15 protein-coding genes are annotated in these 24048 nt (G+C 67.5%); 5 read left to right on the forward strand and 10 right to left on the reverse strand.

The genetic code is table 11. From position 1 onward, the window contains the following. Positions 1 to 8: 8 nt before the first annotated feature. Positions 9 to 2159: a serine/threonine protein kinase gene (locus K2R93_00980; protein ID MBY0488386.1), complete on the reverse strand. Its 2151-nt coding sequence runs from the start codon at positions 2157 to 2159 to the stop codon at positions 9 to 11. Positions 2160 to 2646: 487 nt separating this feature from the next. Here K2R93_00980 and lon point away from each other — a divergent pair, with 487 nt between their 5' ends. Further along, positions 2647 to 5199 carry an endopeptidase La gene (gene lon, locus K2R93_00985; GenBank protein ID MBY0488387.1) on the forward strand — a complete coding sequence of 851 codons (2553 nt, stop codon included), beginning with the start codon at positions 2647 to 2649 and terminating at the stop codon, positions 5197 to 5199. A 162-nt stretch (positions 5200 to 5361) separates the two neighbouring features. Here the strand turns inward: lon and K2R93_00990 are convergent, their stop codons facing one another. Continuing rightward, on the reverse strand, positions 5362 to 8946 hold the full coding sequence (locus K2R93_00990) for an ABC transporter permease (protein ID MBY0488388.1): 3585 nt from the start codon (positions 8944 to 8946) through the stop codon (positions 5362 to 5364). Continuing rightward, positions 8946 to 9842 carry an ABC transporter ATP-binding protein gene (locus K2R93_00995; protein MBY0488389.1) on the reverse strand — a complete coding sequence of 299 codons (897 nt, stop codon included), beginning with the start codon at positions 9840 to 9842 and terminating at the stop codon, positions 8946 to 8948. The genes K2R93_00990 and K2R93_00995 overlap by 1 nt, the downstream gene beginning before the upstream one ends. 133 nt (positions 9843 to 9975) lie before the next feature. Between K2R93_00995 and K2R93_01000 the strand changes: the two genes are divergently transcribed. Beyond that, positions 9976 to 11586, forward strand: coding sequence for a GNAT family N-acetyltransferase (locus tag K2R93_01000; GenBank protein MBY0488390.1), 1611 nt, complete (start codon positions 9976 to 9978; stop codon positions 11584 to 11586). Positions 11587 to 11706: 120 nt separating this feature from the next. On the opposite strand, the gene K2R93_01005 is transcribed toward K2R93_01000, so the two are convergent. From K2R93_01005 to K2R93_01015, 3 genes are all read right to left on the reverse strand, one after another. Beyond that, positions 11707 to 12846, reverse strand: a complete 1140-nt coding sequence (locus K2R93_01005) for an NAD(P)-binding domain-containing protein (protein ID MBY0488391.1) — start codon at positions 12844 to 12846, stop codon at positions 11707 to 11709. A gap of 11 nt (positions 12847 to 12857) precedes the next feature. Further along, a complete protein-coding gene (hemH, locus tag K2R93_01010) occupies positions 12858 to 14093 on the reverse strand; it encodes a ferrochelatase (GenBank protein MBY0488392.1) in 1236 nt (411 codons plus the stop codon). A 163-nt stretch (positions 14094 to 14256) separates the two neighbouring features. Next, a complete protein-coding gene (locus K2R93_01015; protein ID MBY0488393.1) occupies positions 14257 to 16347 on the reverse strand; it encodes a PBP1A family penicillin-binding protein in 2091 nt (696 codons plus the stop codon). Between the two features lie 60 nt (positions 16348 to 16407). Here K2R93_01015 and K2R93_01020 point away from each other — a divergent pair, with 60 nt between their 5' ends. Genes K2R93_01020 through K2R93_01030 form a run of 3 tightly spaced genes read left to right on the forward strand, consistent with a single transcriptional unit; the run spans position 16408 to position 20181 of the window. Beyond that, positions 16408 to 18327, forward strand: a complete 1920-nt coding sequence (locus K2R93_01020) for an NAD+ synthase (protein ID MBY0488394.1) — start codon at positions 16408 to 16410, stop codon at positions 18325 to 18327. 4 nt (positions 18328 to 18331) lie between these two features. Beyond that, on the forward strand, positions 18332 to 19042 hold the full coding sequence (locus K2R93_01025) for a response regulator transcription factor (GenBank protein MBY0488395.1): 711 nt from the start codon (positions 18332 to 18334) through the stop codon (positions 19040 to 19042). Beyond that, entirely contained in the window at positions 19039 to 20181 is a 1143-nt protein-coding gene (locus K2R93_01030; protein MBY0488396.1) for a PAS domain-containing sensor histidine kinase, read from the forward strand. Before K2R93_01025 ends, K2R93_01030 begins: the two co-directional genes overlap by 4 nt. A 15-nt stretch (positions 20182 to 20196) precedes the next feature. Here the strand turns inward: K2R93_01030 and K2R93_01035 are convergent, their stop codons facing one another. The 4 genes from K2R93_01035 to K2R93_01050 are packed head-to-tail and all read right to left on the reverse strand — an operon-like array spanning position 20197 to position 23907. After that, complete coding sequence (locus K2R93_01035) at positions 20197 to 21360, reverse strand: Gfo/Idh/MocA family oxidoreductase (protein ID MBY0488397.1); 1164 nt, start codon at positions 21358 to 21360, stop codon at positions 20197 to 20199. Beyond that, a complete protein-coding gene (locus K2R93_01040; protein ID MBY0488398.1) occupies positions 21357 to 22697 on the reverse strand; it encodes an aspartate aminotransferase family protein in 1341 nt (446 codons plus the stop codon). Before K2R93_01040 ends, K2R93_01035 begins: the two co-directional genes overlap by 4 nt. Beyond that, positions 22694 to 23164 (reverse strand): GtrA family protein, encoded by a 471-nt coding sequence (locus K2R93_01045; GenBank protein ID MBY0488399.1) that lies wholly within the window; start codon positions 23162 to 23164, stop codon positions 22694 to 22696. Before K2R93_01045 ends, K2R93_01040 begins: the two co-directional genes overlap by 4 nt. Beyond that, positions 23161 to 23907, reverse strand: a complete 747-nt coding sequence (locus K2R93_01050; GenBank protein MBY0488400.1) for a CDP-alcohol phosphatidyltransferase family protein — start codon at positions 23905 to 23907, stop codon at positions 23161 to 23163. Before K2R93_01050 ends, K2R93_01045 begins: the two co-directional genes overlap by 4 nt. Between the last annotated feature and the right edge of the window lie 141 nt (positions 23908 to 24048).

The following is a 24048-nucleotide window of genomic DNA, read 5'->3' on the forward strand; positions in this document are numbered from 1 at the left end:
GCGGGCCGTCAGGCCGTGCCCGAACGCGCGGTGGTCAGGTCGCGAACTTCACTCGCCGCCTGCACGGCGATGTCGACCTCGCGCGCCATGGCCATCGCCTGTTCGGCGACGAGGGTGACACTCTGCACCGAGCTGTTGCCCGTCCGCAGCCGGACCAGATCGAGGCGCACGTTCTCGAGGGCAAGGCGGCAGCTTTCCAGCTGGCCGCGGCGCGTGGTGATCTTCTGCTGGGCGTCCACGTGCGCGCGACGCTCGCGACGCAGCTGCGCCAATCGACGCACCCGGGCTTCGCTGCGGGAGGTATCGAGCGGATTGGCCTCGGCCTCGAGCGCGGCGATTTCGGCCTCGACGCGCTGTAGCATGGCCGGCCCCTGCTCGAGCTCGAGGCGCGCCAGATCGCGCGCGATCAGCTCGACCTTGTTCACGAGATCGATTGCGGTACCGGCGACATCCGGAATCCGCGAACGCTCGTTGGCCGGTACGGTGGCCAACAGGCGCGCGATCTCTTCGCGGTCGGCCCGCGCACCCTGCACCAGCGGCAGATAGGCCCCCAGCTCATCGTCACGCACCGGTGCCTGCGGCTGCATCATCAGGCCGCGGGCGACGGGCACCATGCCGGGGAGCGGCGTGCCCGGGCGGAGCACGGCACTCAGCGTATTGCGATTGCTCCGGCCCTGCGCGCGGAGCTCATCGCGCTTCTTCCGGCTGAAGACCGAGGTCACGCTGTCGACGAGGTCGGAGAGGACTTCCCCGAACATGCGATCCTTCGGCTGCCGCAGCACATCGCGCCAGTCGTAACCGTCGGACCAGAGCTTCGCGTACTTCCAGCCGATATAGACGCCCCACAACGTGGGGATGGAGCCGATCTCGGAGTTCGTGACGAGCGAAATGCCGGCGAGTGGGAGACCGAAGAAGATGAACGGCCCGAGCTTGCGGCGATACGCGACCACCTGCGGCGCGTTCCAGCGCGCGAGCTCCGACGCCGTGGGCGTGTACATGCCATCCGGCGTGTACGTGCCACGGAAATCGTTCCCAGCCATGTACGCCGGATCGCCGCCGCGATTCACCGTGGCGTCCATCCCAAAGCCCAACGGGCGCGGCATGGGCGCGGCCGGCTCGCTGGTGAGCGTGCGCGGCGTGTACGCCGGTGGGGCGTACCCGGGCGCCGCCGATTGATTGCCGGGCATGCCGGCCGACATCCCGCTCATCGGCATCCCGCCAATGGGGGCGCCGTTGAAGTTCACCGGCGACGTGGGATTGATCGCGGCGCGCGAGGCCCCGTTGACCACACCCGTCTTGAGCGCCTGTACCATCTCGGTGGCGCTCTGAAAGCGATGATCGGGGTTCTTCTCGAGCAGCCGCATGACGATGGCGGCCAGATCGGGCGGCACATCGTGGCGGCGCTGCGAGATGGGGATCGGCGCTTCGGCCAGATGCTTCACGAGCAGCGCCGGCGTCGTGTTGCCGGTGAACGGCGGCTCGCCGCAGAGCATCTGGTACGCCACGACGCCCAGCGAATACAGATCGCTCCGGGCATCGAGATCGCGATCGCCCGACGCCTGCTCGGGGGACATGTACGCAGGCGTGCCAATCGCCATGCCGGTCGCCGTGAGGCGGCCGCCATCGGCGCTGTCGGTCGCGGCGCGCGCAATGCCGAAGTCGGTGACCAGCGCGCGCCCGTCGATGCCGTCGAGCAGGATGTTGTCGGGCTTGATGTCGCGGTGCACGACGCCACGCGCATGGGCGTAGGCAAGCGCCTCGCCGACTTCGAGCAGCCAGCGGCGCACATCCTCGATGGGGAGCGGACCGCGGGTGGCGAGCTTCTTGGCGAGGTTGTCGCCATCAATGCACGCCATGACGAAGAAGACGAGATTCCCCACCTCATCGACCGAGTAGATCGGCACGATGTTGGGATGGCTCAGCTGCGCCGCGGTTTCCGCCTCGCGCAGGAATCGCGAGCGGACATCCCGCCGGAACGACAGCTCGGGCGGCAACAACTTGATCGCGACAAAGCGCTTGAGCCGCCGGTCACGGGCCCGGTAGACGATGCCCATTCCCCCGCGGCCGATCTCACAGTCGAGCTCGTAGGCGGCGCTCAGCGCCTGCTCTACGTGGGCTCGGAGTTCAGCGTCTTCAGATGGGGCGAAGGGGTCGGACACGCGTGTGGAATAGGGGAGTCGAGGCCGGTACTCCCCATTGTAGCACCGAGGAGATACCGACAACAGCATCGGGTGGCGTCCGAAGGCCGAGGGAACCGTGGAACACCGGACGGAGGGCCCTACGGGGGGAGGGGGCGGGGAGTTGCAAAGCGACACGCGGGGATGGTCTGAGGTCGGACCCGGGAGGTCAGACGACCGATGTGGGTAACCCCTCAGGCATCCGGCGGGAGGAGCACAGGAGGTGGGCGTCAGGACCGCGGCGGTCCTGATGCCCACTTCCTCTTTCCCTTCCACCTGAAGCCCGAGGGGGTACTCGCGTCTGACCTCCCACCTCCGGTCCCTCTCCCGCCAATCCGGCACCTCCCCGCCAAGCCGGCGCCAGCGCACGGGTGCACATTCCCCAGACCTGCCGGGATGGCGGCTCCCGCACGGTGCGAATCGTGCCGGAAGATGGTCGCCTCATCTCTCTGCTCAGGATTTGTCGATTATGGGTCAGCGCCTCACGCTTCCGGTCCTGCCACTGCGCGGGACGGTCATGTTCCCCGGGATCACCGCCCTTATTGCGGCGGGCCGCCCTGGCACCCTGCGCGCCATCGAAACGGCGCTCAAGGGTGACCGGCTGGTCTTTGCTGTCGCGCAGCGGGACAACACCGAGGAACCCACGTCGGACATTCTCTTCACCACCGGCGTGATTGCCCGCATCGGGCAGATCCAGCGCGGGCTCGGCGGCGTGCAGCTGCTGTTGCAGGGTGAACAGCGCGCCACGGCACTGCAGTACGGGGAAACCGACGGCTATCTCACCGCGGTCACGGTGCAAGCCGAAGAAATGCTGCCGCTCAACCTCAAGGACCCGGCGTTCGAAGCGCTCCATAAGGAAGCGCGCGAGCGCGCGGCCGAGTTGGGTGAGAAGCGCGGGCTCCCCGAGGAAGTGGTGCACCAGGTGCTCGACTCGGTCGAGGACGCTGGCCGCTTCTCCGACCTCGTGGCCGGCTACATCGAACTCACCGTGCCCGAGAAGCAGGGGCTGCTCGAAACGCTCAGCGTGGAAGAGCGCCTCCGCCGCGTGCTGGTGCACGTGCAGCGCCAGATTGGCCTGCTCGAGGCGCAGGAAGACATCAAGAGCCAGGTGCAGGAAGAGCTCGGCGAACGCCAGCGCGAGATGTTCCTGCGCGAGCAGCTCAAGGCCATTCAGAAGGAACTCGGCGACGACGACTCCTCCAAGGAGATCGCCGAGCTGCGGGAGAAGCTCAACAAGCTCGTCCTCTCCAAGGAGGGGCGCGCCGAGGTGGAGCGCGAACTGGGGCGCCTGGAGCGTGCCGGTCGCGAAAGCATGGAAGCGCAGGTCATTCGCACCTACCTCGAGTGGATCGCCGAGCTGCCGTGGAACACGCGGAGCGACGATCACCTCGAGCTGGCGCGCGCCGGTGAGATCCTTGATGAGGATCACTATGGCCTCAAGGATGTGAAGGATCGCGTCCTCGAGTTCCTCGCGGTCCGTCAGCTGCGGGCCCAGCAGGTCGCCGCGGAAGTCGCCACGACCGGCGAATTCCCGGTCTCCAAGCTCAAGGGCGAAGCGACGGATGCGACGCCGACGCTGAACAGCGCCGACGACGACCGACCGATCACCGACACCAAGGAAGCCAAGGCGCGCGCGATGGCGCGTGGCCCGATCCTCCTGTTCAACGGCCCGCCGGGTGTGGGCAAGACGAGCATCGCCAAGTCGATCGCGCGCGCGCTCGGCCGCGAGTACGTGCGCGTGGCCCTGGGTGGTGCCCGCGACGAAGCCGACATCCGGGGCCATCGCCGCACGTACGTGGGCGCCATGCCCGGCCGCATCATCCAGGGGATGAAGCAGGCCGGCACCAAGAATCCTGTGTTCCTGCTGGACGAAGTCGACAAGCTCGGACAGTCGTACCAGGGCGATCCGTCGAGCGCGCTGCTGGAAGTGCTCGATCCGGCCCAGAACGACTCGTTTACCGATCACTATCTGGGCGTGCCGTTCGACCTGAGCGAAGTGCTGTTCATCGCCACGTCGAACTTCATTCAGAACATTCCGGGGCCACTGCTCGACCGCATGGAAGTCGTGGAGTTCAGCGGCTACACCGAGCGGGAGAAGGCGGAGATCGCCAAGACGTATCTGATCCCCCGCCAGCTCGAGGAGAGCGGTCTCGCCAAGCGCGAGCTCTCGTTCACCGACGAGGCGGTCATGAAGGTCATCAGTGAATACACCCGCGAAAGCGGCGTCCGCCAGTTGGAGCGCCAGCTCGGTGCCGTCGCCCGCAAGGTGGCGCGTCGTGTGGCGATGGGTGATACCACGGCCATCGACGACAAGCAGATCGACAGCGACGAGGTGCGCGATCTCCTCGGCCGCCCGAAGGTCCATCCGGAGCGTGCCAACGAACACGACGAGGTGGGCATCGCCACCGGCATGTACTACACGCCGATGGGCGGCGACATCATGTTCGTGGAAGCGAGCATCCGGCGCGGCGCCACGCGGCCGAAGACCTCAGAGGGCGACGACGTGGTTCGCGTGGGACCGATCTCGTTGATTCTGACCGGCCAGCTCGGCGACGTCATGAAGGAAAGCGCGCGGGCGGCGCTGACGTACGCGACCAACAACGCCGAGGCGCTGGGGATCCCGCTCGACCGCGTGGCGAGCGCGAGCGAAGCGCATATTCATGTGCCCGCTGGCGCAATTCCGAAGGACGGTCCGAGTGCCGGCATCGCGATCGCGACCGCGCTGGTTAGCGAAATGTCGAACCGCAAGGTGCGGCGCGATGTGTCGATGACCGGCGAGATCACGCTCCGCGGCCGCGTGCTCCCGATTGGTGGCGTCAAGGAAAAGGTGCTCGGCGCCCACCGCGCCGGCATCAAGGACGTCATCATCCCGAAGGCCAACGAGGCCGATCTCGAGGACGTGCCGGACGAGGTGCGCGAGCAGCTCACCTTCCACCCGGTCGAGACGCTGCGCGACGTGCTCAAGATCGCGCTGGTCGACGCGTCGACCGCCGCGGCAGTCGAGGAGCTGGTCGGCGTCTAGACGAGGCGTTCGCGCGCGGCGTGGCGTGGCGCGGCGCGGCGCGGCGCGGAGGCCGGCTATGAAAAAGACCGCAGTCTCCGGGGTTGGGAACCCTTCGGCTTCCCAAGCCCAGAGACCTGCGGCCTTTTTCACACCCGGCCCCCGCGCCAGCCAGATTGATCGCTACCGCGCGTCCTTGGAATTGTCGCTCGGTACGCGGTCGATCAGGAGATTGTACGGATCGATCCCCGCGCGCGCCGGCTTGCGAGGAACGGTGAACTCGGCGCGTACCGTACCGCCGGTCACCTTGATCTTGCGGATCGCGATCACATCGCCGAGGCGCGCGCCCGACTTGGGCGCGTCGAACAGGCCCACGTCGATATAGTCGTTGAGCGGCGCGGGCGTTTCGGTACCAAGCGAGTCGGCACGGAACTTCACGGCCGTGCCGATCACCGTGACCTTGAACTGCCCGCCTGGCAGCGGCGTGGCAACCACGCTGTCGGTCTTCACGTCCCACAGCGTGATCGCTTCGAAGTAATCGTCCACCGCCTGCTGCAGGGAGTCTGGCGTGGCCGCGCGAATATGGCGCATCAGGTCGAGCGACGTCGCGTACGGCGGCCCCGGGTGTTGACGTCCTTCGTCTAGATAGGCCCGGAGCGCGCCATGCAGCGCCTTTTCGCCGATGAGATCGCGTAGGGCGAACAACGCCAGCGACCCCTTCTGATACCAGATGTAGCTCTGCAGGTCCACGCGCGTGAGCGGATGCTCGCCCTTCGTCTCGCCCGCCCGACCACGGAGATACCGCTCAAGCTCGGCCCGCAGGAACTTCTGCGTGAATGGCCGCCCGTGAGCACGATCGGTGATCACGAGCGCGGCGTACTCCGACAGCGACTCGGAGAGCATCTGCGAGCCTTCCACGTCGGCGGGCATGCGCTGGTACGGGAACCACTGGTGCGCGATCTCGTGCGCGGTGACGAAGTACGGCAGGTCCGTATCTTCGATGTTGGTGGTGTCCACCCGGGCCACGAAACCGATGTCTTCCGAATAGGGCACGGTATTCGGAAACGACTGCGCGAAGCCGGCATAGCGCGGAAACTCCAGGATGCGCAGCTGCCGGTGCTGATACGGCCCGAACTCATGCGAGTAAAACGCCAGACTCGCCTTGGACGCCTCGATCATGCGCGGCACGTTGAACGTGTGCGTCGGATGGTGATACACCTCGATACTCACGTTCTGCCACTGCGCCTTGGTGACCGTCCACCGGGCCGACAGCACCGAGAAAAAGTTGTCGATCGGCGCATCCATCGTGTACGTGAAGTAGCGCCGCCCGCTCTGCGTCCACTCGCGCTGCAGATAGCCCGGCGCCATCGCGATCTGATCGGGATCGGTACTCACGGTTGCCGTGAACGTGGCCGCGTCGGCGTCGGCCAGGAACGACTGCCGGTACAGCGAGGCACTGTCGGTGCGTGGCTTACCGCGGCGCTGGAGTGCCAGCTTGTACTTCCGGCGCAGTTCGTCGCTCTGCAGCTCCTTCTGGTTGTCGTAGAAGAAGGTGGGAAATTTGTCTCGATTGAAGAACGTGCCATTGGCCACCAGCGAGCGATCAGGCTGTCCGCTCGGATACCCGCGCACGCGGAAGCGCTGCACCGAGCGCACGCGCACCGTATCCCCAGCCAGGAGCGGCGAGCCGAGCTTGATGAGCTGCACGCCGAAGACCGTGTCGGTCTTGAGCACGGTGAACGGGCGATCGAACGCCAGTGAGTCGAGCGACACCGCCAGCCCCGGCGCATCGGCAGCGACGTTGACGAGCACGGTGTCGATTGGCGTGGCCTGTCGATTGATCAGGGTGAACCGGCTGCCAACCCGCGCGCGACCCGCCGTCGGCTCGAAGTCCACGTCGAGCGCGATGCCCACCACATGCGGAGCGGTGAGCGTCTCATAGCGCCGCCACGTCTGCTCGTAGGCCGCCTGCCGTCGCTCACTTTCCTTCCGGGTGAGGTAGCGGTTCTCGATGCTCGCGTTGTAGTAGAAGACGCCACCGGCGGCCGTGGCACCGACCGAGCTGCCCATCGCCAGCCATACGGTACCTTGTGACAGGCGGTCCTTCAGTCGGGCGCCGAACGCGGCCATCTGGGTGCCGCGCTGCCATACGAGGTACGTGAGCGACAGGAACAGCAACGCCAGACACGCATTGAAGGCCTGCACCGCGGGGAACGCGGCCAGATATGGCCCGGTCCCGTTGAGGTCCGACCAGCGCAACGCCGGAGATGTCCCAATCTGCAGCAGCCGGTAGTCGTACCCCATGTTGATCATGGCGACATTCCCGACCCACACGAGAATGATCACGACGTAGCCAATGGGTTTCCGGGGGACCACCGACTGCACCAGAAAGGCGATGGCCGTCATCACCAGCCAGCCGGGGAAGTCGGCGAGATACACGTACAGCGCGTACACCGGCAGATCGATGTGCGGATAGCCCTTGAGCACCTGCACCATCATGCTGCCGAGCATGCAGACCGTGGAGAAAACGAGCAGCAGCACCACCATCGCGGTGTACTTGCCGCTGAGTATGCTCCAGGAGCGCACCGGCGCGGCATCGAGCACCTGATCGAGCTTCACCTGCCGCTCACGCCACACCAGTTCGCCCGCGTAGAACGTCAGCAGGACCACGATAAACAGCGACGCGCTGTTGATGGACGATTCGGCCATCAGCCAGCTCATCGGCCAGCTCTTGTTCTGCCCCGTCTGATCGGCATACCAGCCGTTCATCAGCACGTTGATGAAGCCGATGGCGGCGATGGCGAGGAACGGCACTGACCGGATGAGCGACTGCACGTGAAAGCGGGTCACACTCCACCAGCCGGCAAAGGCCGGTGTTGGCGGATACGCCCTGGCAGTCCGCCGCAGCGTGGCCGACGGCGCGAACGCCTTCTCCTCGGCCTTCTTCCGCTTGCGGGAGACCGTCATGCCATGCTTCTCGAGACGGACGAAGCGGAACGCCAGGGCCAGAAAGAGCGCCCCGATGCTTGCCCACAGCAGACGGTTTGCCCCGATGAAGCCCACGATCGGCAGCGTGCGAGCATTCTTCTCGACCGGCGTCCAGTAGCGCGTCACCAGATCGATCGAACGCAGCGCGAAGGGATCGATGAGATTGGCGAGCTGATCCTTGTCGAGCTGACGGACCAGATCGTCGCCGACCGAGTAGCCCACGAGCAGCAGAATACCGGCCACATACACCGAGAAGTTGCTGCGAGTCAGCGACCCGACCGCGAAGAGCAGACCACTCAGAAAGAAGACGCCCGGCACCCCGATCAGCAGGAACGGTTGCCAATAGTGCCAGAACTGAAAGGGCTGGAGTGTGGTCGTGTCGACCCACGGCATGAATGTCCCCACCATTGCGCCGACTGGAAGCGCGGCGAAGACGAGGAGCATCGCCAGAAACGCGGCCACGTACTTGGCACCCAGATATCCCCCGCGGGTGATCCGCGTACTGAAGAGGATCTCGTGCACGCCGGCGTCGTAGTCGCGCAGCACGGTGGTGCCGACCAGGGCACTGGTGATGATCTGGCCGACGGCCAGCAGGATGCCGTAGATCTGCGACAGAGAGTACGGACTGTTCTTCTTGACCTTCCCCAGCACCTGCCCTTGCAGGAAGGCATCGGTGCTCAGCGTGAAGAACGCCATGGCGAACATGATGGCCACATACAGCCACGTGACCGGCCGCCGGAAGTGACTCCGGAGTTCAAAGCGAAAGAGCGGCCAGAACATTACGCCTCCACCGGCACGCGTCCGCCGGACACCTCCGCCAAGCGGTGGAAGTACACATCCTCGAGGTCCGGCTCCATCGCCGCGAATCCGTCACCGGGATTGGACTCAGCATAGACGTGCAACACCGTGTTACCGGCCGCCATGCGCGTGGAGATCACCTGATACTGCCGCTTGTAGTCATCCGCCTGCGCGCGCGGGATCGTGCGGCGCCAGATGCGGCCGCGCACTTCGTCGATAATGCGCTCGGGCTCGCCCTGCACCACCACCTGCCCCTTGTTGATGATCGCCATCTGCGAGCACAGCTCACGCACATCCTCGACGATGTGCGTGGAGAGAATCACGACGACATCCTCGCCGATGTCGGCGAGCAGATTGAGAAAGCGGTTGCGCTCGGTGGGATCGAGACCGGCCGTGGGCTCGTCCACGATGAGCAGCTTGGGGCTGCCGGCAAGGGCGATGGCGATCCCCAGCCGCTGCTTCATGCCGCCGGAGTAGCCGCCGACGCTCTTCTTGCGCACGTCGTACAGGTTGACCTGCTGCAGCAGCGTGCCCACCAGATCCTTGCGCTCGCCGGGGTTCACGACGCCCTTGAGGGTGGCAAAGTGATCGAGGATCGCCTCGGCGGGCATGTTGGGGTAGAGCCCAAACTCCTGCGGCAGATAGCCCAGCTGGGAGCGCAACCGCTCCGGCTCCTTGAGCACGTCGATGTCGCGGAAGGTGATGCTCCCGCTGTCGGGCGGCTGGAGGGTGGCGATCGTCCGCATCAGCGACGACTTGCCGGCGCCATTGGGCCCCAACAGCCCGAACATCCCCGGCGGGATCGTGAGCGAGATGTCGTGAAGGGCGCGGACCCCGTTGGGGTAGGTCTTCGCGATGCGGTCGATGCGGAGAGTCATATGGCTCGCAGTTCAGGAATCGGACAAGCGTGGCCGCTACGATGCGTTCCAACGGCGTGATGGGCAACTTTGTGTCAGCCCATCCGTCATCTGACGTATTCCGGGAATGCGAACCGCGGGGCAAGTTGACGCCATGCCCTCAACGACCGCGGCCACGGCTGGCCGGGCGCGCCTCGCGACGCCCGACGACATGGAGGCGATCCACCGTCTCAACTACCGCACGTTCGTCGAGGAAATCCCGCAGCACCCGCCGAACGCCGAGCGTCGGCTGGTGGACCGGTTCCACGACGAGAATCTCTATGTCGTGTACGAGGTCGACGGTGAGGTGGTGGGCATGGTGTGCGGTCGGGCGCAGCGCCCCTTTTCGCTCGACCAGAAGCTGGGCCCCATCGATACGTGGCTGCCGCCGCACACACGCGCCGTGGAGATCCGTCTGCTGGCGGTAGACCCAGCGTATCGTGCCACCCGGGTCCTCGCGCGCCTGCTGCAAACGCTCATTGCCCACTTTGTCGGGCAGGGCTTCGACCTGGGTGTGCTCTCGGGTACCACACGGCAGCTTGCCCTCTATGGTCACATGGGGTGCGTGCCCTTCGCCCATCGCATCGGGACGCCCGGTGCCGAGTATCAGCCGATGTATCTCGAGTTGGAAACCGTGGCGGCGCGCGCGTCGCTGTGGCCGGATACCGCCTCACTGACATCGCGGGTGGCACGTCCGACAGGTGGACGCTTTCTGCCGGGACCCGTGGCGATGTACGACGCCGTGCGCCGCGCCTTCGCCGAGCCGCCGACCTCCCATCGCGCCACCGACTTCCTCGCGCAGCATGCGCGGGTCCGCGCGGCGCTGTGCGCACGCACCCACGCGCGTCACGGCTCGTTGCTGCTCGGCTCGGGGACCCTCGCGAACGATGTCGTGGGCGCGCAGCTGGCGCAGCTGCCGGGCCGCGGCGTCGTGCTCGCGAACGGCGAGTTTGGTCAGCGTCTGGTGGATCACGCACGTCGGCTCGGCTTGCGGCATACGGTGGTGTCCGCGCCGTGGGGCGAGCCCATGGATTGGGACGGCGTCGAGCTCGCCATGCGCGAAGCGCAGGCCACCTGGCTCTGGGCGGTCCACTCCGAAACGTCCACCGGGGTGGTGAACGATCTCGACGCGCTGCGCCGCATCGCCAGTGCGCACGACGCGCGCCTCGCGCTCGATGCCATCAGCAGCCTGGGTGCGCTCCCGCTGTCGCTCGCCGGCGTGTGGATGGCGAGCGCCGTCAGCGGGAAGGCTATCGGCGCCTATCCGGGCATCGCGATCGTCCTGCACGAGGACACCCCGGCCCCCCACGCCAACATCCCGCGCTATCTCGACCTCGGCTACGCCGTGGCATCAGGCGGGGTGCCCTTCACGCAATCGTCCAACCTGCTCGCAGCGCTCGATGCCGCGCTCACAGCCAAGGACTGGTCAGCTACGTACACGGAGCGCGTACGATGGAGCGCCTGGCTGCGACAGTCGCTCAGCGCCGCCGGTCTCACCGTGCTCGCTCCTGCGGCGGTCGCATCACCCGTGGTGCATACCATCGCGTTGCCCCCGGAGGTGGATGCACAATGCGTGGGGGACGCCCTACGCGGGCAGGGATGGGACATCGCGTTCGAGAGCGAGTACCTCCGCGCGCGGAACTGGGTGCAGATCTGCCTGATGGGAGCGATCAGCGGGGGGCAGGTGCGGGGCGTGGTGCGGGCGCTGGTGACTGCACTGCGATAACGGCGGAAGCCTGTACTGCGGAAGCTGAACCGCGGGAGCTGGACGGCGAGAACCGCAGTTCCCGATGTTCGGCTTCCGATGTTCAGCTTCCGATGTACAGGCTTCCGTCGTACCCGCCGTTCAGGCGCGCGTCAGCTCTCGCAGTACCAATCGCGCCACTCGTCGGGCGACTTCGTCGGCGGGCTCATCGCCGTGCGCGGTGGCGAAGGCGACCGCCTGCTCTTCGAGGGCGCCGAGACGCTGGCCGAGTTGCACGCGGTGGGTTTCGCGCGCGCAGCGGGCGAGTTCTTGCTGCAGCGCGATACTCGCGCGACGCGCGCGCGCCTCGCGAATGGCGGGCGCGGCGGCGTCTTCGAGCTGGTCGAGCGTCACCACCTCGATGCCGGGGGCCGCAAAGCCCACCGCGATCGCACCCGGTACGCCGAGATCGATCCAGAGGGCGCGATTGGCGCGGCGAGGCAGCGCCAGCGCCTGCGTCATCCCGCCGACCATGGGCGATGTCACGTGCACCGCGAACACCACCACATCGGCCTTCGCCACCGCGTCATCCCGCGTGGCCCACGGTGCCACGGGCACGTGGAAGGTGTGCGCGAGGGCTTCCGCGCGCGCATCGGTGCGCGAGGTGACGGTCGCGCGCACGCCCGCCACTGGCTCAAGACGAAGCGCCTCGAGCACCGTGCGGGCCGCATCACCCGACCCTACCACCAGCACTTCGCGCGGGCGGGTCGTGTCATACGACGCACCGACCTGGCGCGCTATGCAGTCGCGGACACGCTTGCCGAGCGATGGGTCCGCGTCGGTGCCCATCGCCGCGCGAATGTGGCGCGACGCGTCCACGGCCTGCCGGAAGAGGCGATCGATCGGCCCCTGCGCCATGCCTGCATCATGCGCCGCCTGCCACGCACGCTTGAGCTGACCGGCAATCTCCGGCTCGCCGAAGCGCGCCGAGCGCATACCGGCGGTCACGGCAAAGAGATGCCGCACCGCCAGGTCGGCGTCCGCGCGGTCCACGAACAACGCCTCGCCGCCGCGCACACGGCGGACGAGGGTGTCGTGGAACCACGCGCCGAGGTCGTCCTCACCCCACCAGTACAACTCGGTGCGATGACAGGTGCTGAGCAGCACCGCGTTGGCCCCCTGCCCCTGGAGCGCCACCAGCGCCTGCTCGAGCCGCTCCGGCGTGAGCCGCAGGCGACCGATCAGATCATGCTCATTGTGTTCGTGTGAGCAGCTGACGACGTGGAAGGGGAGCAGGAACATGGACGCCTCGATCAGAGACCGGCCACCGACTCTTCCAGCGCCTCGTGATGCGCCGCGGACACACAGGCCGACGGCGTTGCCACCGTCGCCGCCATCGGGGAGGCCGCCGCGAGTCGTGACGGCACACCGCGGCAGGCCGCGTTGGTGCAGCCAGGGCACTTGCGACGGTAGTTCGGACCGAACGGCTTCCCCTCGGCGAGGTGCTCGAAGACGATATCGGCGAGCGCGTCGAGGAACTCGGTGCGGCCGTTGAGGGCCGGCGCCCGCTTGTAGCCCGTCATGCCGAGATTGTGGGCCAACTCCCCGTATTCGAGGTCGAGCTCCGACAGCGTTTCGATGTGATCGCTCGTGAAGGCGATCGGCACCACGAGCAGATTCTTCTCGCCGCGATGCCCGAGTTGCTCGATGACCGTTTCCGTGCTCGGCCCCAACCAACGGAGCGGGCCGACTTCCGACTGGTAGCTCACCATGTACGGATTGCGGAGGCCGATTGCCTCCACCACGCGGCTCACGGTGGCGCCGATCTCGGCGGGGTACGCATCCCCGCGATCGATCACCTTGAGCGGCAGCGAGTGCGCACTGAACAGCACCAGCACGTCATCGCGTTCGGCCTCGGGATACTGCTCGAGGCCATCCTCCACCGCGCTGGCCATGGCGCGCACAAAGCCCGGGTGCTCGCCCCACCGGTCGATGATGCTCCACTCGAACGCGTCCTTGGTTCCCGTCCGCTCGGCGGCGCGCCACAGATCGTTCAGGCTCGAGCCGGTCGTGGAGCACGACCACTGCGGATACTGCGTGAAGGCCACCGCGCGCGTGATGCCGTCGGCCTTCATCTGCTGCAGCGCATCATCCGCGAACGGGTGCGTGTAGCGGAACGCCACGTAGAACTTGTGCGGGGCCGTCTCCGGCGACATTTCGTCGAGCCGCTTGCACATCGCTTCGCCCTGCAGCGAGGTCCACTTGAGAATCGGCGATCCGCCACCGATGCGCTCATACAGCTTGCGCACCTTGGGCGCGCGGCGCGTGGCGATGAACTTCCCCAGCACATCCTGCCAGGGGAGTTGGATGATCTCCCGGTCGGCGAAGAGGCGGAGCAGGAATGGCTCCACATCGTCGAGCGTGGCCGGTCCACCCAGGTTCATCATCACGATGCCGGTGCCACCCCGGGTCGAACCGGTCGTGGCGGGGGCCGCGGGGTGCGTCGTCGCAACAGGGCGGCGGAACGGGAGCACATCAGTGGGCGTCATGGACACATAGATCGGCATTGGAACCGGCGCAAACAATTCCGGTTCTCTACCAGTTCGCGTCCGTAATGCTCCGTAGGGCAAACTGTGCCTGGCGCACGATTCTCCCCGACATTCCGGTAGGGTTTTATAAGTCGTTATATATCAACGACTTAGATTAGATCGATCATGGACCGATCGGTCCCATCCGGAAGAGGCTCCAGGGCCAGCTGAGCGCCCCGGGCTCGGTGCCGAGCAGAAACCACTCTGTATAGCGGTTTTCGGCGAGGGTTTTGGCGTCGGCGGGCTTGCCGGTGGTGCGGTCCATTTCCGCGGAGACGAGGCCCGGTGGCGGGGTCCATGCACCACTGGGTTTGCTCCCGTATGCGGCGGCGATGATCCGTCCAGCGATGGGGGCCGCCAGCGTGCCACCGGCAGCGCCGGGCGCGATCATCGCCGGCTTGTCGAAACCGAGCCAGACCCCGAGCACGAGCTCCGGGGTCATGCCCACGAACCAGACATCGGTATTGTCGTTCGTTGTCCCGGTCTTGCCCGCAACGCGGACCTGCGGTGGAACGATCTTCCGGAGGGCCGTCGCGGTGCCGCGATTCACGACGTCGGTCATGATGTCGCGCATGATGAACGCCACCCGCGGGTCCATGGCGGGGCGCGCCGGCGAGCCCGGCGGCGAGAACACGGCCTTGCCGGTGCGGTCATCGATGCGGGCAATGAAGCGCGGATCGACCCCGACTCCTCCGTTGTCGAAGCTGGCATAGGCCGCCACGAAGTCGAGCGGCTGCACGACGCTCGCACCGAGCGCACTCGACGGGTAGGGGGCGATCGGTGCGCGCAGGCCGGCGCGGCGCGCCAGCGCCGTCACCGAGTCCATGCCGACACTGAGTGCGAGTTGTACTGCCACCGGGTTGCGCGAGCGCGTCAGCGCCTCGCGCAGCGTGAGCATGCCGAGGAAGGTGTTGTCGGCGTTGTCGGGGCTGTAGATCTGCCCGTTGTCGAGCCGGAGATGCAGTGCCGTGTCGGCGACGAGGGCAGTGGGCGTGAGCCCCTGCGCGATGGCCTGCGCATAGACAAACGCCTTGAAGCTTGAGCCGGGCTGGCGGTTGCCGTCGACCGCACGGTTGAAGCTCGAGCGCGCGTAATCACGCCCCCCCACGAGCGCGCGGACTTCGCCGGTCGTTGGGTCGAGCACGACGGCCGCCCCCTCGAGGCAGGCGTCCACGCGCGGCTTCTTGCCGGCGGGCGGCGAGGAGTCGGCGCGCGCGGCACACCGCTGCCCACGGAAGCCGGGGCGCGATTCGATCTCGTCGATGCCGCTCGAGAGCGCCTGCTGCGCGGCGCGCTGCAGGCCGGCGTCGATGGTGGTATGAATGCGATAGCCACCCTGCGTGACGGGGACGCCGGCGCGTTCGGCCTGCACGCGCACGACATCGGTGACCCAGGGCGCGACGGCGGCGCTCGGGGTGATCGTGCGAACCGGTTCCCGTTGCGCCGCGCTCGCCTGCGCGGCGGTGATGTACCCTTGGGCGGCCATCAGCGCGAGGACGGTGTTGCGTCGCTCGCGATTGCGATCGGGGTACTTGGCCGGATCGTACAGCACCGGGCTCTTGGGCATCGAGGCCAGACTGGCCGCTTCGGCCAGTGTGAGCTCGGCGGCGCCTTTCCCGAAGTACTGGCGCGCCGCCATCTCGATGCCGTAGGCGCCGCGCCCGAAGGAGATCTGGTTCAGGAACGCCTCAAGGATCTGTTCCTTGTTGTAGTGACGTTCCATCTCGCGCGCCGCCTGCTGCTCGCGCAGCTTGCGCCCCGGCGACTTGTCCCGCCGGTCGATCACATCGGGGTGCATGTTGCCCACGAGGAGCTGCGTAATGGTGCTGGCCCCGCGCATTTCGCCCTTGGTCACGGCGTCCTTGAGCGCACCGGCGACGCCGACGAGGTCCACCCCATCGTGCTGGTAGAAGCGTTTGTCCTCGACCGCGATGAACGCCTGCCCGACGTACTTGGGGAGGCTGCGGACCGAGATACTGATGCGCCGCTCGCGACCGAACTGACCGATGACGGCGCCATCTCGGGCGAGCACCACCGAGGCCTGCGGCGGGGTGATGATGCGCCACGGTTCACCGGTACCGGCACCGGGGGCGCTCGCCGCGGGCGCGCCCCCCTGCGCGGGGAGCACGCCGGGCAGGACGGGAACGGCCGACATGGCCACCATCGCGGCGATGGTGGCGCGACGGGTGCACCAGGTCATGCGGAGAAAAGCCATAGCGGAATTTTACACGGTTCAGCCGGTACGGTTCGGGCGACTCGGGGCGTATTTTCCAGCATGTCCGTCGAACCGATCCGACCGCTTACGATTGCGCTGTGTCAGTTTGCGCCCCGCAAGGGTGACACCGCCGCGAACCTCGCCCGCGTGGGCCGACTGTGCGCGCAGGCCGCCGCATTGGAGCCGCGCCCGCAGATCGTGCAGTTCCCGGAAACGGCGCTCTCCGGCTACTTCGTCGAAGGCGGCGTCCGCGAGGTCGCGCTCACCGCCGGCGCGCTGGCCTACGAACTCGATGACGCCTACCGCACCGCGTGTGCGGCGGCGGGGATGGACGCGGTCCCCCTGGATGTCGTGATTGGCTTCTACGAACGGTGGCGGGATACGCTGCATAATGCTGCGGCGTACATCACCATCGGCCTCGACGATGGGCCACCGGTGCTGCGCCACGTGCACCGCAAGAACTTCCTGCCCACGTACGGCCTCTTCGACGAAGAGCGCTTCGTGGAGCGCGGTACCGACATCCGCGCGTTCGAAACGCCGTGGGGGCGGGCCGCGCTGCTCGTCTGCGAAGATGCCTGGCACTCCATCAGCGGGACGCTTGCCGCCCTCGATGGCGCCCAGGTGGTCTTCGTGTCATCGGCAGCGCCGGCGCGTGGCCCATGGCCGCGCACCGACGGCATTCCGGGGCCGAACAGCGCGGCGCGCTGGGAGCGGCTCATTCGCGATATCGCCGAAGAGCATGGCGTCTTCGCCAGCTTCGTGAATCTGGTGGGCACCGAAGGTGGCAAGCGCTTCTTCGGGACGTCGCATCTGGTAGGCCCCGCCGGCGACGTGCGCAGCCGCGCGCCGGTGTGGGACGAGTCTTTCGTATCGATCACCGTCGATCTCGACGATCTGGTGCGCGCCCGCGCCGACAGCCCGCTGCTCAGCGACCTGCGCGTGGCACTGCCGCATGTGCTCGAGAACGTGCGCCGGGTGACCGACGGCGTCCCGCCCGTCCTGGCATACGACGGCCCCGAACCGGCCGCCGCGGACCTGCTTCGACACGCGCGCGACTTCCACACCGGCGAGTTTGCCATTCCACCGGCGGCGCGCCCGGCGGCCCCCATCCGGGGCTTGCCGGAGCAGCTGCCGGTCATCCGGCAGGGGCTCAAGGATCACGGCGGCCCGCCGCCGCTCGCACTGGACGCGGAACTGGCTGAGGAGTGGCTGACCGGCTTCCTGCACGACGAAATGACCCGTCGCGGCTTCGGCCGGGCAGTCATCGGCATCTCCGGGGGCGTCGATTCCGCGGTGACGGCGGCCCTCGCGGTGCGCGCGTTGGGCAAGGAGAACGTGATCGGTGTGCGGCTGCCGTACCGCACGTCCAGCGCCGAGTCACTGGCGCACGCGCAGCTGGTGATCGACGCCCTGGGGATCGAGTCCCGCACGATCGACATCTCGCCGGCGGTGGATGGCTATCTGGCCAACGAGCCGGAGGCCGATGGCGCGCGTCGGGGCAACGTCATGGCACGCACGCGCATGATCGCGCTCTTCGATCTCTCGGCGCGCCATCGCGCCCTGCCTCTCGGTACGGGCAACAAGACCGAGCGCCTGTTCGGCTACTTCACCTGGCACGCCGACGATTCGCCGCCCGTGAATCCGATCGGTGATCTCTACAAGACGCAGGTGTGGCAACTCGCGCGCCACTTGGGGGTACCGGAGGTCATCGTGACCAAGGCGCCCACGGCGGATCTCATCGTCGGTCAGACGGACGAGGGCGATCTGGGGATCAGCTACCCGCGCGCCGACGACATTCTGAACCACATGCTCCACGGCTTTTCGCACGAAGCCCTGCGCGCGCGCGGGTTCACCCCCGACGAGATTCAGATCGTGTCGAAGCGGCTCAACGGCACGCACTGGAAGCGTCGGCCGCCCGCCACCGCGCTGGTGAGCCAGTCGGGGATCGGTGAATCGTACCTGCGCCCGGTGGACTACTGAGCCGATGACGGACGTGCGCCTGAACCTCCTGGTCGTGGAGGATGACCCGCATGTCCGCCACGCCCTGCGCGAGGTGTTGCGCGAGCATGCCGCCGAAGTGATCGAGGCGGCGACCGCACAGGAAGGGCTGGCGATCGCGTCGCGGCAGACGCTCGACGCGATCGTGCTCGATCTCGGGCTTCCCGATCAACCCGGACTGGCGCTCTGTCAGGCGGTCCGGGGCATCTCCTCGGTCCCGATCATCGTGCTGAGTGCGGCGCATGATGAGCAGGACAAGGTGGCGCTGCTCGACGCCGGGGCCGACGACTACGTCACCAAGCCCTTCAGCAGCACGGAGCTGGTGGCCCGCATTCGGGCGCACGTACGTCGGGTGCGCGAACGCGTCACCGGGACGTCGCCGACGTTGCTGCAACTGGGCGCCGTCACGCTGGACCTGCAGCACCGCATCGCCTCGCGTGATGGCGAACCGCTGCGCCTCACGCCCACGGAGTGGACGCTCTTGCGCGTGCTGGTGGCCCAACGCGGTCGCACCATGACGCATCGGCAGCTGTTCATGGCCGTGTGGAATCGGGAGTACGGCGATGCGAGTCTCCATCTGCGCGTGCATCTGACCCACCTGCGTCGCAAGATCGAGGCGAATCCGGCCGAGCCCCGCTATCTCGTCACCGACCCGGGTGTGGGCTATCGCTTCGAGCCCCCCGACGCCTCCTCGTGACGTCGGACGCCGCCCGGTGGCGCACGCCGGCGCTCTGGGTGCTCTGGTGCGCGGCACTCGCGCTTGTGCTGGGCATTCTGGTGCCCACCCGCGACGCGGTGGGGCAGACCCACGCGGCGCTCGCGATTCTGCTGGTGGTCCTCGGCGCGAGCGCCACCACCGGCTTCGCCGCCGGCATGACGCTCGCCGTCGTGGGCTTTGCCCTGCTCACGTACTTCTTCAAGACGCCATTCGATACCATGCAGATCACGCGTGGGCTCGACTTTGTGGAGCTGATCGCGTTCCTCATCGTGGCGTTCGTCGCGGCGCGGCTGCTGACGGTGGCCCGCGCCCGCGCGCAGCTGGCCGAAGCGCGCAGCCGCGAAATTGAGCGGCTGGCGCGGGAGCGAACCGCCCTGGCGCTCGAAGCGGCACAGGCCCGCGGTCTGGCCGAAGCCAACCGCATGAAGGACGCCCTGCTGGCCACGGTCTCGCACGATCTGCGCACGCCGCTCACCACGATTCGCACGCTGGCCGAGCGTCGCTCCGTCTCGGCAGATGACGACTGGCAACTCGTCGCCGACGAGACCGAGCGGCTGAGCCATCTGGTACGCGAGCTGCTGGACTACTCACGCATCCGCGGCGGAGCGCTGCCGGTGCGCGTGGAGACCTATCCGGCGGAAGATCTGGTGGGGGCTGTGTCACGCGAGTGTGCGGGGCGGCTCGAGTCCCATACACTGCACGTGGATCTCCCGATGGGCGAGGAGGTGCTGGCCGGGCGCTTCGACCTGCTGCTCACGACCCGCATACTCGTGAATCTCGTGGAGAATGCCGCGAAGTACGCAACCGAGCACACCGACATCACGCTGGCGGTGCGACGCCGGGACGCGGCGCTATGCTTTTCGGTGGAGAACATCGGCCCGGGGATCGCGGCCGCCGATCGCGAGCGCATCTTTGAACCGTTCACGCGCGCCGGGACGCCGCTCGCGCAGTCGCGTGTCGTGGGCGTGGGCCTCGGACTGGCGATTGCCCGGGCCCTCGCCGAGGCGCAGCACGGTACGCTCACCCTGCTCGATAGCCCCGCCGGCACCACGCAGTTTGTGCTCGCCCTCCCCGCCGCGGAGTGGAGCGAAGCGCTGGGCGAGCCCGACGACGAGTAGACGCCTGCGCGCCGGTCAGGCCGTCACGAGCGAACCGGCGCGTCCCCCACGCGCGTGCTCCACCTTGCGGGTGAGCACGTCGGCGACGGCGATCTCGCGGCACCCGGCGCGACTCGAGGCATAGGCGGCCTCGATGACCGCAATGCACTGATGCGCATCCCGCGCCGTCTCGCTCACGAAGTCGCCGGCGAGCACCGCGTCCTTGAAGCGCGAGAAGAGCGCATCGAACCACGTGGTGTGACTCGCATCGCCCCAATGCGACGCGATCGACCGGCGGTCGACATCCCAGCGCACGGCGCCCTGCGCGATATCCGGCCCGGCCGTGCGACGCATCTGCGACAGCTCGAGATTATCGTCGTCGACCGTGATGGCGCCGGCCTCGCCGTGCAGCGCGTACTGGACCTTGCGCACGCCGCACGTCCAGGAAAGCTGCACGTTGGCCATGCCGTTCGGAAAGGTGAGCACGATGTTCGCGTTGTCTTCCGTGTCGAACTGCCCATCGAGCGTGTTCACCTTGGCGGTCACTGATTCCGGATAGGCGCCGAACCAGTCGAACAGCAGGTAGAAGCTGTGGCTCCCGTGATCCATCACGATGCCACCTCCACTGTACGCCTCGTGCCGGCGCCAGTGCGTGTTCCATTCGGTCACACCCTTCGCATGCGTGTTGCGCATGGTGTTCATGGCCACGGTCCGCAGACGGCCGATGAGCGACTCATCGAGCAGGCTGCGAATGGCCCGCACCACCGGCGCATGCAGGTAGTTGTGACAGGGATACAAGACGCGACGACGGCGCGCGGCATGGGCGAGCAGCTCGTCGGCCTCCGCGAAGCTGGTGGTCAGCGGCTTTTCGCAGAGCACATGACACCCCGCATCGAGCGCCTCCCGCGCAATGCGCGCGTGATCGCACGGCGGCGTGCAGATGTCCACGAAATCGAGGCCCGCCGCTTCGGCGTCGAGCAGCGTCCGATGGTCCGGATACAGCCGCAGATCCGGATAGCGCGCCGCCGCATCGGCGAGGCGCGCCGGGCAGCTGTCGGCCAGCGCCACGATCTCCACATCGCCGCGGGCCGCCGTGCGCGCCCGATAGGCGGGGAGATGCCCCAGTCCGCCAATGAAGCCGTACCCGATGAGGGCGCCCCGCAACGGGCGCGGTGAGGACGCGAGGGAGCCCGGCGTCATTGCCACCGTCCGCTGCGAGAGAGATCGGCGAACGAGGCCTCGAGGAGGTCGAGCCCCTCGTCCGCCGCGTCCTGCGTGATGTTCAGGGCCGGCTGCAGGCGAATGCGTGCGGTGTACAGCATGGCGAGCAGCCCGCGACGGACTGCGCCTTCGAAGACTTCGCGCATGACACTGTTCGGGATCGGTTCGCGGGTCTTCCGGTCGCGGACCACGTCGATGCCGATGAACAGCCCCTCGCCGCGCACGTCGCCAATGAACGGATACCGCTCCTGCATGGCCCGCAGGCGCTGCACCATGTGCGCGCCCACACGCTTGGCATTCTCGGCGAGGTGGTCATCGCGAATGGTGCGAATGGCGGCGAGCGAGGCCGCCGCCGCCAGGGCGTTCCCGCCATAGCTCGAGCTGGCCCCCGAGGGCTTCGCCCACGGCTCACTGAACGCGATGGCACTCGTGGTCAGCACGCCACTCACGGGGTAGCCACCGCCGAAGGCCTTCCCGAGCGTCACCACATCCGGCTGCACGCCGGTATGGTCCACGCCCCAGAGCGTACCCGTGCGCCCCATGCCGGTGATCATCTCGTCGGCGATCAGCAGCGCACCGGCTTCCTTCGCCGCTTCGGCCACGATCGGCAGGAACTCGCGCGGCGGCACCACGTTGCCGGCCGTCCCCTGCATCGGCTCGATGATCACCGCGGCCACCGGCCCCTGTGGCTGCTGCTTGATCGCCTTGCGCGCAAACTCCCCGCAGGCGATGCCGCAGGAGCCGTACTGCAGACCGAACGGGCAGCGATAGCAGTCGGCGTACGGGATCTGCGTCGTGCCGACCGGGAACGGCCCGAGACCATGGCGAGCCTCAGAGCCCATGAGCGCCATCGCGCCGGCGGTCTTGCCGTGGAAGCCACCCCAGAAGCCCACGATGTCCTGACGCTTGGTGGCGCAGCGGCTCAGGCGAATCGCCGATTCCACCGCTTCGGCGCCCCCCGAATACAGCTGCAGCCGATCGAGGCCCGCCGGCGCGAGCGCCGTGAGCTCGTTGACGAGCGCGGCGCGCGGCTCGGAGGTGAAACTGCCGACCGACAGTTTGGCCACCTGGGCCTGCATCGCCGCCACGAACTTCGGATGCGAGTGGCCGAGCGCGTTGACGCCGATGCCGCCAATCAGGTCAACGAACGTGTTGCCATCGACATCGGTGATATGGCTGCCCTGCCCGTGGTCCATCGCGACACCGGCCCAGAGCGCAAAGCTCTGCAGCCCCGGCGCGAGGTGCTGCTGCTCGGAGGCAACGATCGCCTGAGAACGCGGCCCGGGAATGGCCGTCTGCAGGTGAACGCGATTCATGCGGAGTGCCCCGAGACCGGGGAGGAAGCGGTCACCGGCGAGAAGACGAAGAAGCGATGCAAGGGATAGTTCCAGAAGATTCCCACCAGCACGGAGCCGCCGACGACGGCCACGGGGAGGTGCCAGTGGAGGAGATCGACAAGCAGATAGACCGCGGCGCCATACAAGAGTGCAGAGGCGCCGCTGACGGCTGCATAACGGATGGCCTCGCCGCCGGTCAGGGCGAGTGCGGACGCCGGCGACGCGGCCGGCTCAGCCCGATGGGTGCTGAAGACCCACCACTTCTTGATCGCGAAGTCAGTCACGCCACCGGCGACCGCGCCGGCGACGGCCGATCCGACGTACCAGAGGCCGAGCCGCGTGAGGAGCAGCACCAGCCCCCACTCGAGCAGCGTGGCGATGCCCGTGGAACACTGCGCCTTCACGAAGCGCACGACTTCCACCGGCGACATCAGGTGGCGGATCACCGCTGCCGCAGTTGCTGACGGATGAAGCGCGTGCGCACCATGCCGGTGACGTTCGCCAGCACGGCAATGCACGTCAGCGCCGCCAGCACCAGCCAATGCCGCGGCGGATCACCCGACGGCCACCACGTTTCGATCAGCGTGGAGAAGATCGTGGAGACGATCAGGTAGGTCGCCCGTTCGTGGCGCTGCATGAGCCCCATCTTGGCATCCACCTGCACCGTCTCTCCCTTGGCGCGCGTGTAGCTCACCATCACCGCGCCCGCGCACGCCGCCACCGAGACCACGAAGCCGAACGGGTCGTTCCGGTAGTACCAGGCGTAGCCGAAGAACACGACCATCTCGGCCCAGCGGTCGATCACCGCATCGAGCACCTCGCCCGCGTCGCTCGAAAGCCCGCGCGCGCGCGCCACGCCGCCATCGAGCGAATCACAGATTGCCCCGAACAGGAGCACCCAGCCGGCGACGCCGAATCCGCCGGCGGCAAGTGCCAGCGCGGCGAGCAGATGCAGCCAAAGTGAAGCCCACGACACGTGATCGGGGTGCACCCCGAGCCGCACCAGCCACCGGATGGCCGGGCGGAACATCCAAAGGCCGTACTCCACGAAGAAGCGGCTCAGGACGACGCTGTCCCCTAACTGCGCGGCGCGCGCGGAGGTGACAAGGCCATGGCGCGCGGTCTGCACCGCGAACACCGCCAGCGCGCCCAGGAACAGTACGAGCACGGCGATGAGAGGCCCCCACATCAGCAGGGGCGAATGCAGCCAGAATTGCACAGACGGAGACCAGGGAGGCGGGAGGAGTGGCGTCCCTCGTTTTTAGCGCGAGGTACGAACGCCAGTCACCTTAGCCCTCCGTTCTTATCAGGGGCTTAACAGCCCCGCCCG

This window comes from Gemmatimonadaceae bacterium (assembly GCA_019752115.1).
In the GTDB taxonomy this organism is placed as follows: domain Bacteria; phylum Gemmatimonadota; class Gemmatimonadetes; order Gemmatimonadales; family Gemmatimonadaceae; genus Gemmatimonas.

Coding starts and splice junctions, on each gene's coding strand:
- lon (MBY0488387.1), top strand. CDS start 2,647: ATGGGTCAGCGCCTCACGCTTCCGGTCCTGCCACTGCGCGGGACGGTC.
- K2R93_00990 (MBY0488388.1), bottom strand. CDS start 8,946: ATGTTCTGGCCGCTCTTTCGCTTTGAACTCCGGAGTCACTTCCGGCGG.
- K2R93_00995 (MBY0488389.1), bottom strand. CDS start 9,842: ATGACTCTCCGCATCGACCGCATCGCGAAGACCTACCCCAACGGGGTC.
- K2R93_01000 (MBY0488390.1), top strand. CDS start 9,976: ATGCCCTCAACGACCGCGGCCACGGCTGGCCGGGCGCGCCTCGCGACG.
- K2R93_01005 (MBY0488391.1), bottom strand. CDS start 12,846: ATGTTCCTGCTCCCCTTCCACGTCGTCAGCTGCTCACACGAACACAAT.
- hemH (MBY0488392.1), bottom strand. CDS start 14,093: ATGACGCCCACTGATGTGCTCCCGTTCCGCCGCCCTGTTGCGACGACG.
- K2R93_01015 (MBY0488393.1), bottom strand. CDS start 16,347: ATGGCTTTTCTCCGCATGACCTGGTGCACCCGTCGCGCCACCATCGCC.
- K2R93_01020 (MBY0488394.1), top strand. CDS start 16,408: ATGTCCGTCGAACCGATCCGACCGCTTACGATTGCGCTGTGTCAGTTT.
- K2R93_01025 (MBY0488395.1), top strand. CDS start 18,332: ATGACGGACGTGCGCCTGAACCTCCTGGTCGTGGAGGATGACCCGCAT.
- K2R93_01035 (MBY0488397.1), bottom strand. CDS start 21,360: ATGACGCCGGGCTCCCTCGCGTCCTCACCGCGCCCGTTGCGGGGCGCC.
- K2R93_01040 (MBY0488398.1), bottom strand. CDS start 22,697: ATGAATCGCGTTCACCTGCAGACGGCCATTCCCGGGCCGCGTTCTCAG.
- K2R93_01050 (MBY0488400.1), bottom strand. CDS start 23,907: ATGTGGGGGCCTCTCATCGCCGTGCTCGTACTGTTCCTGGGCGCGCTG.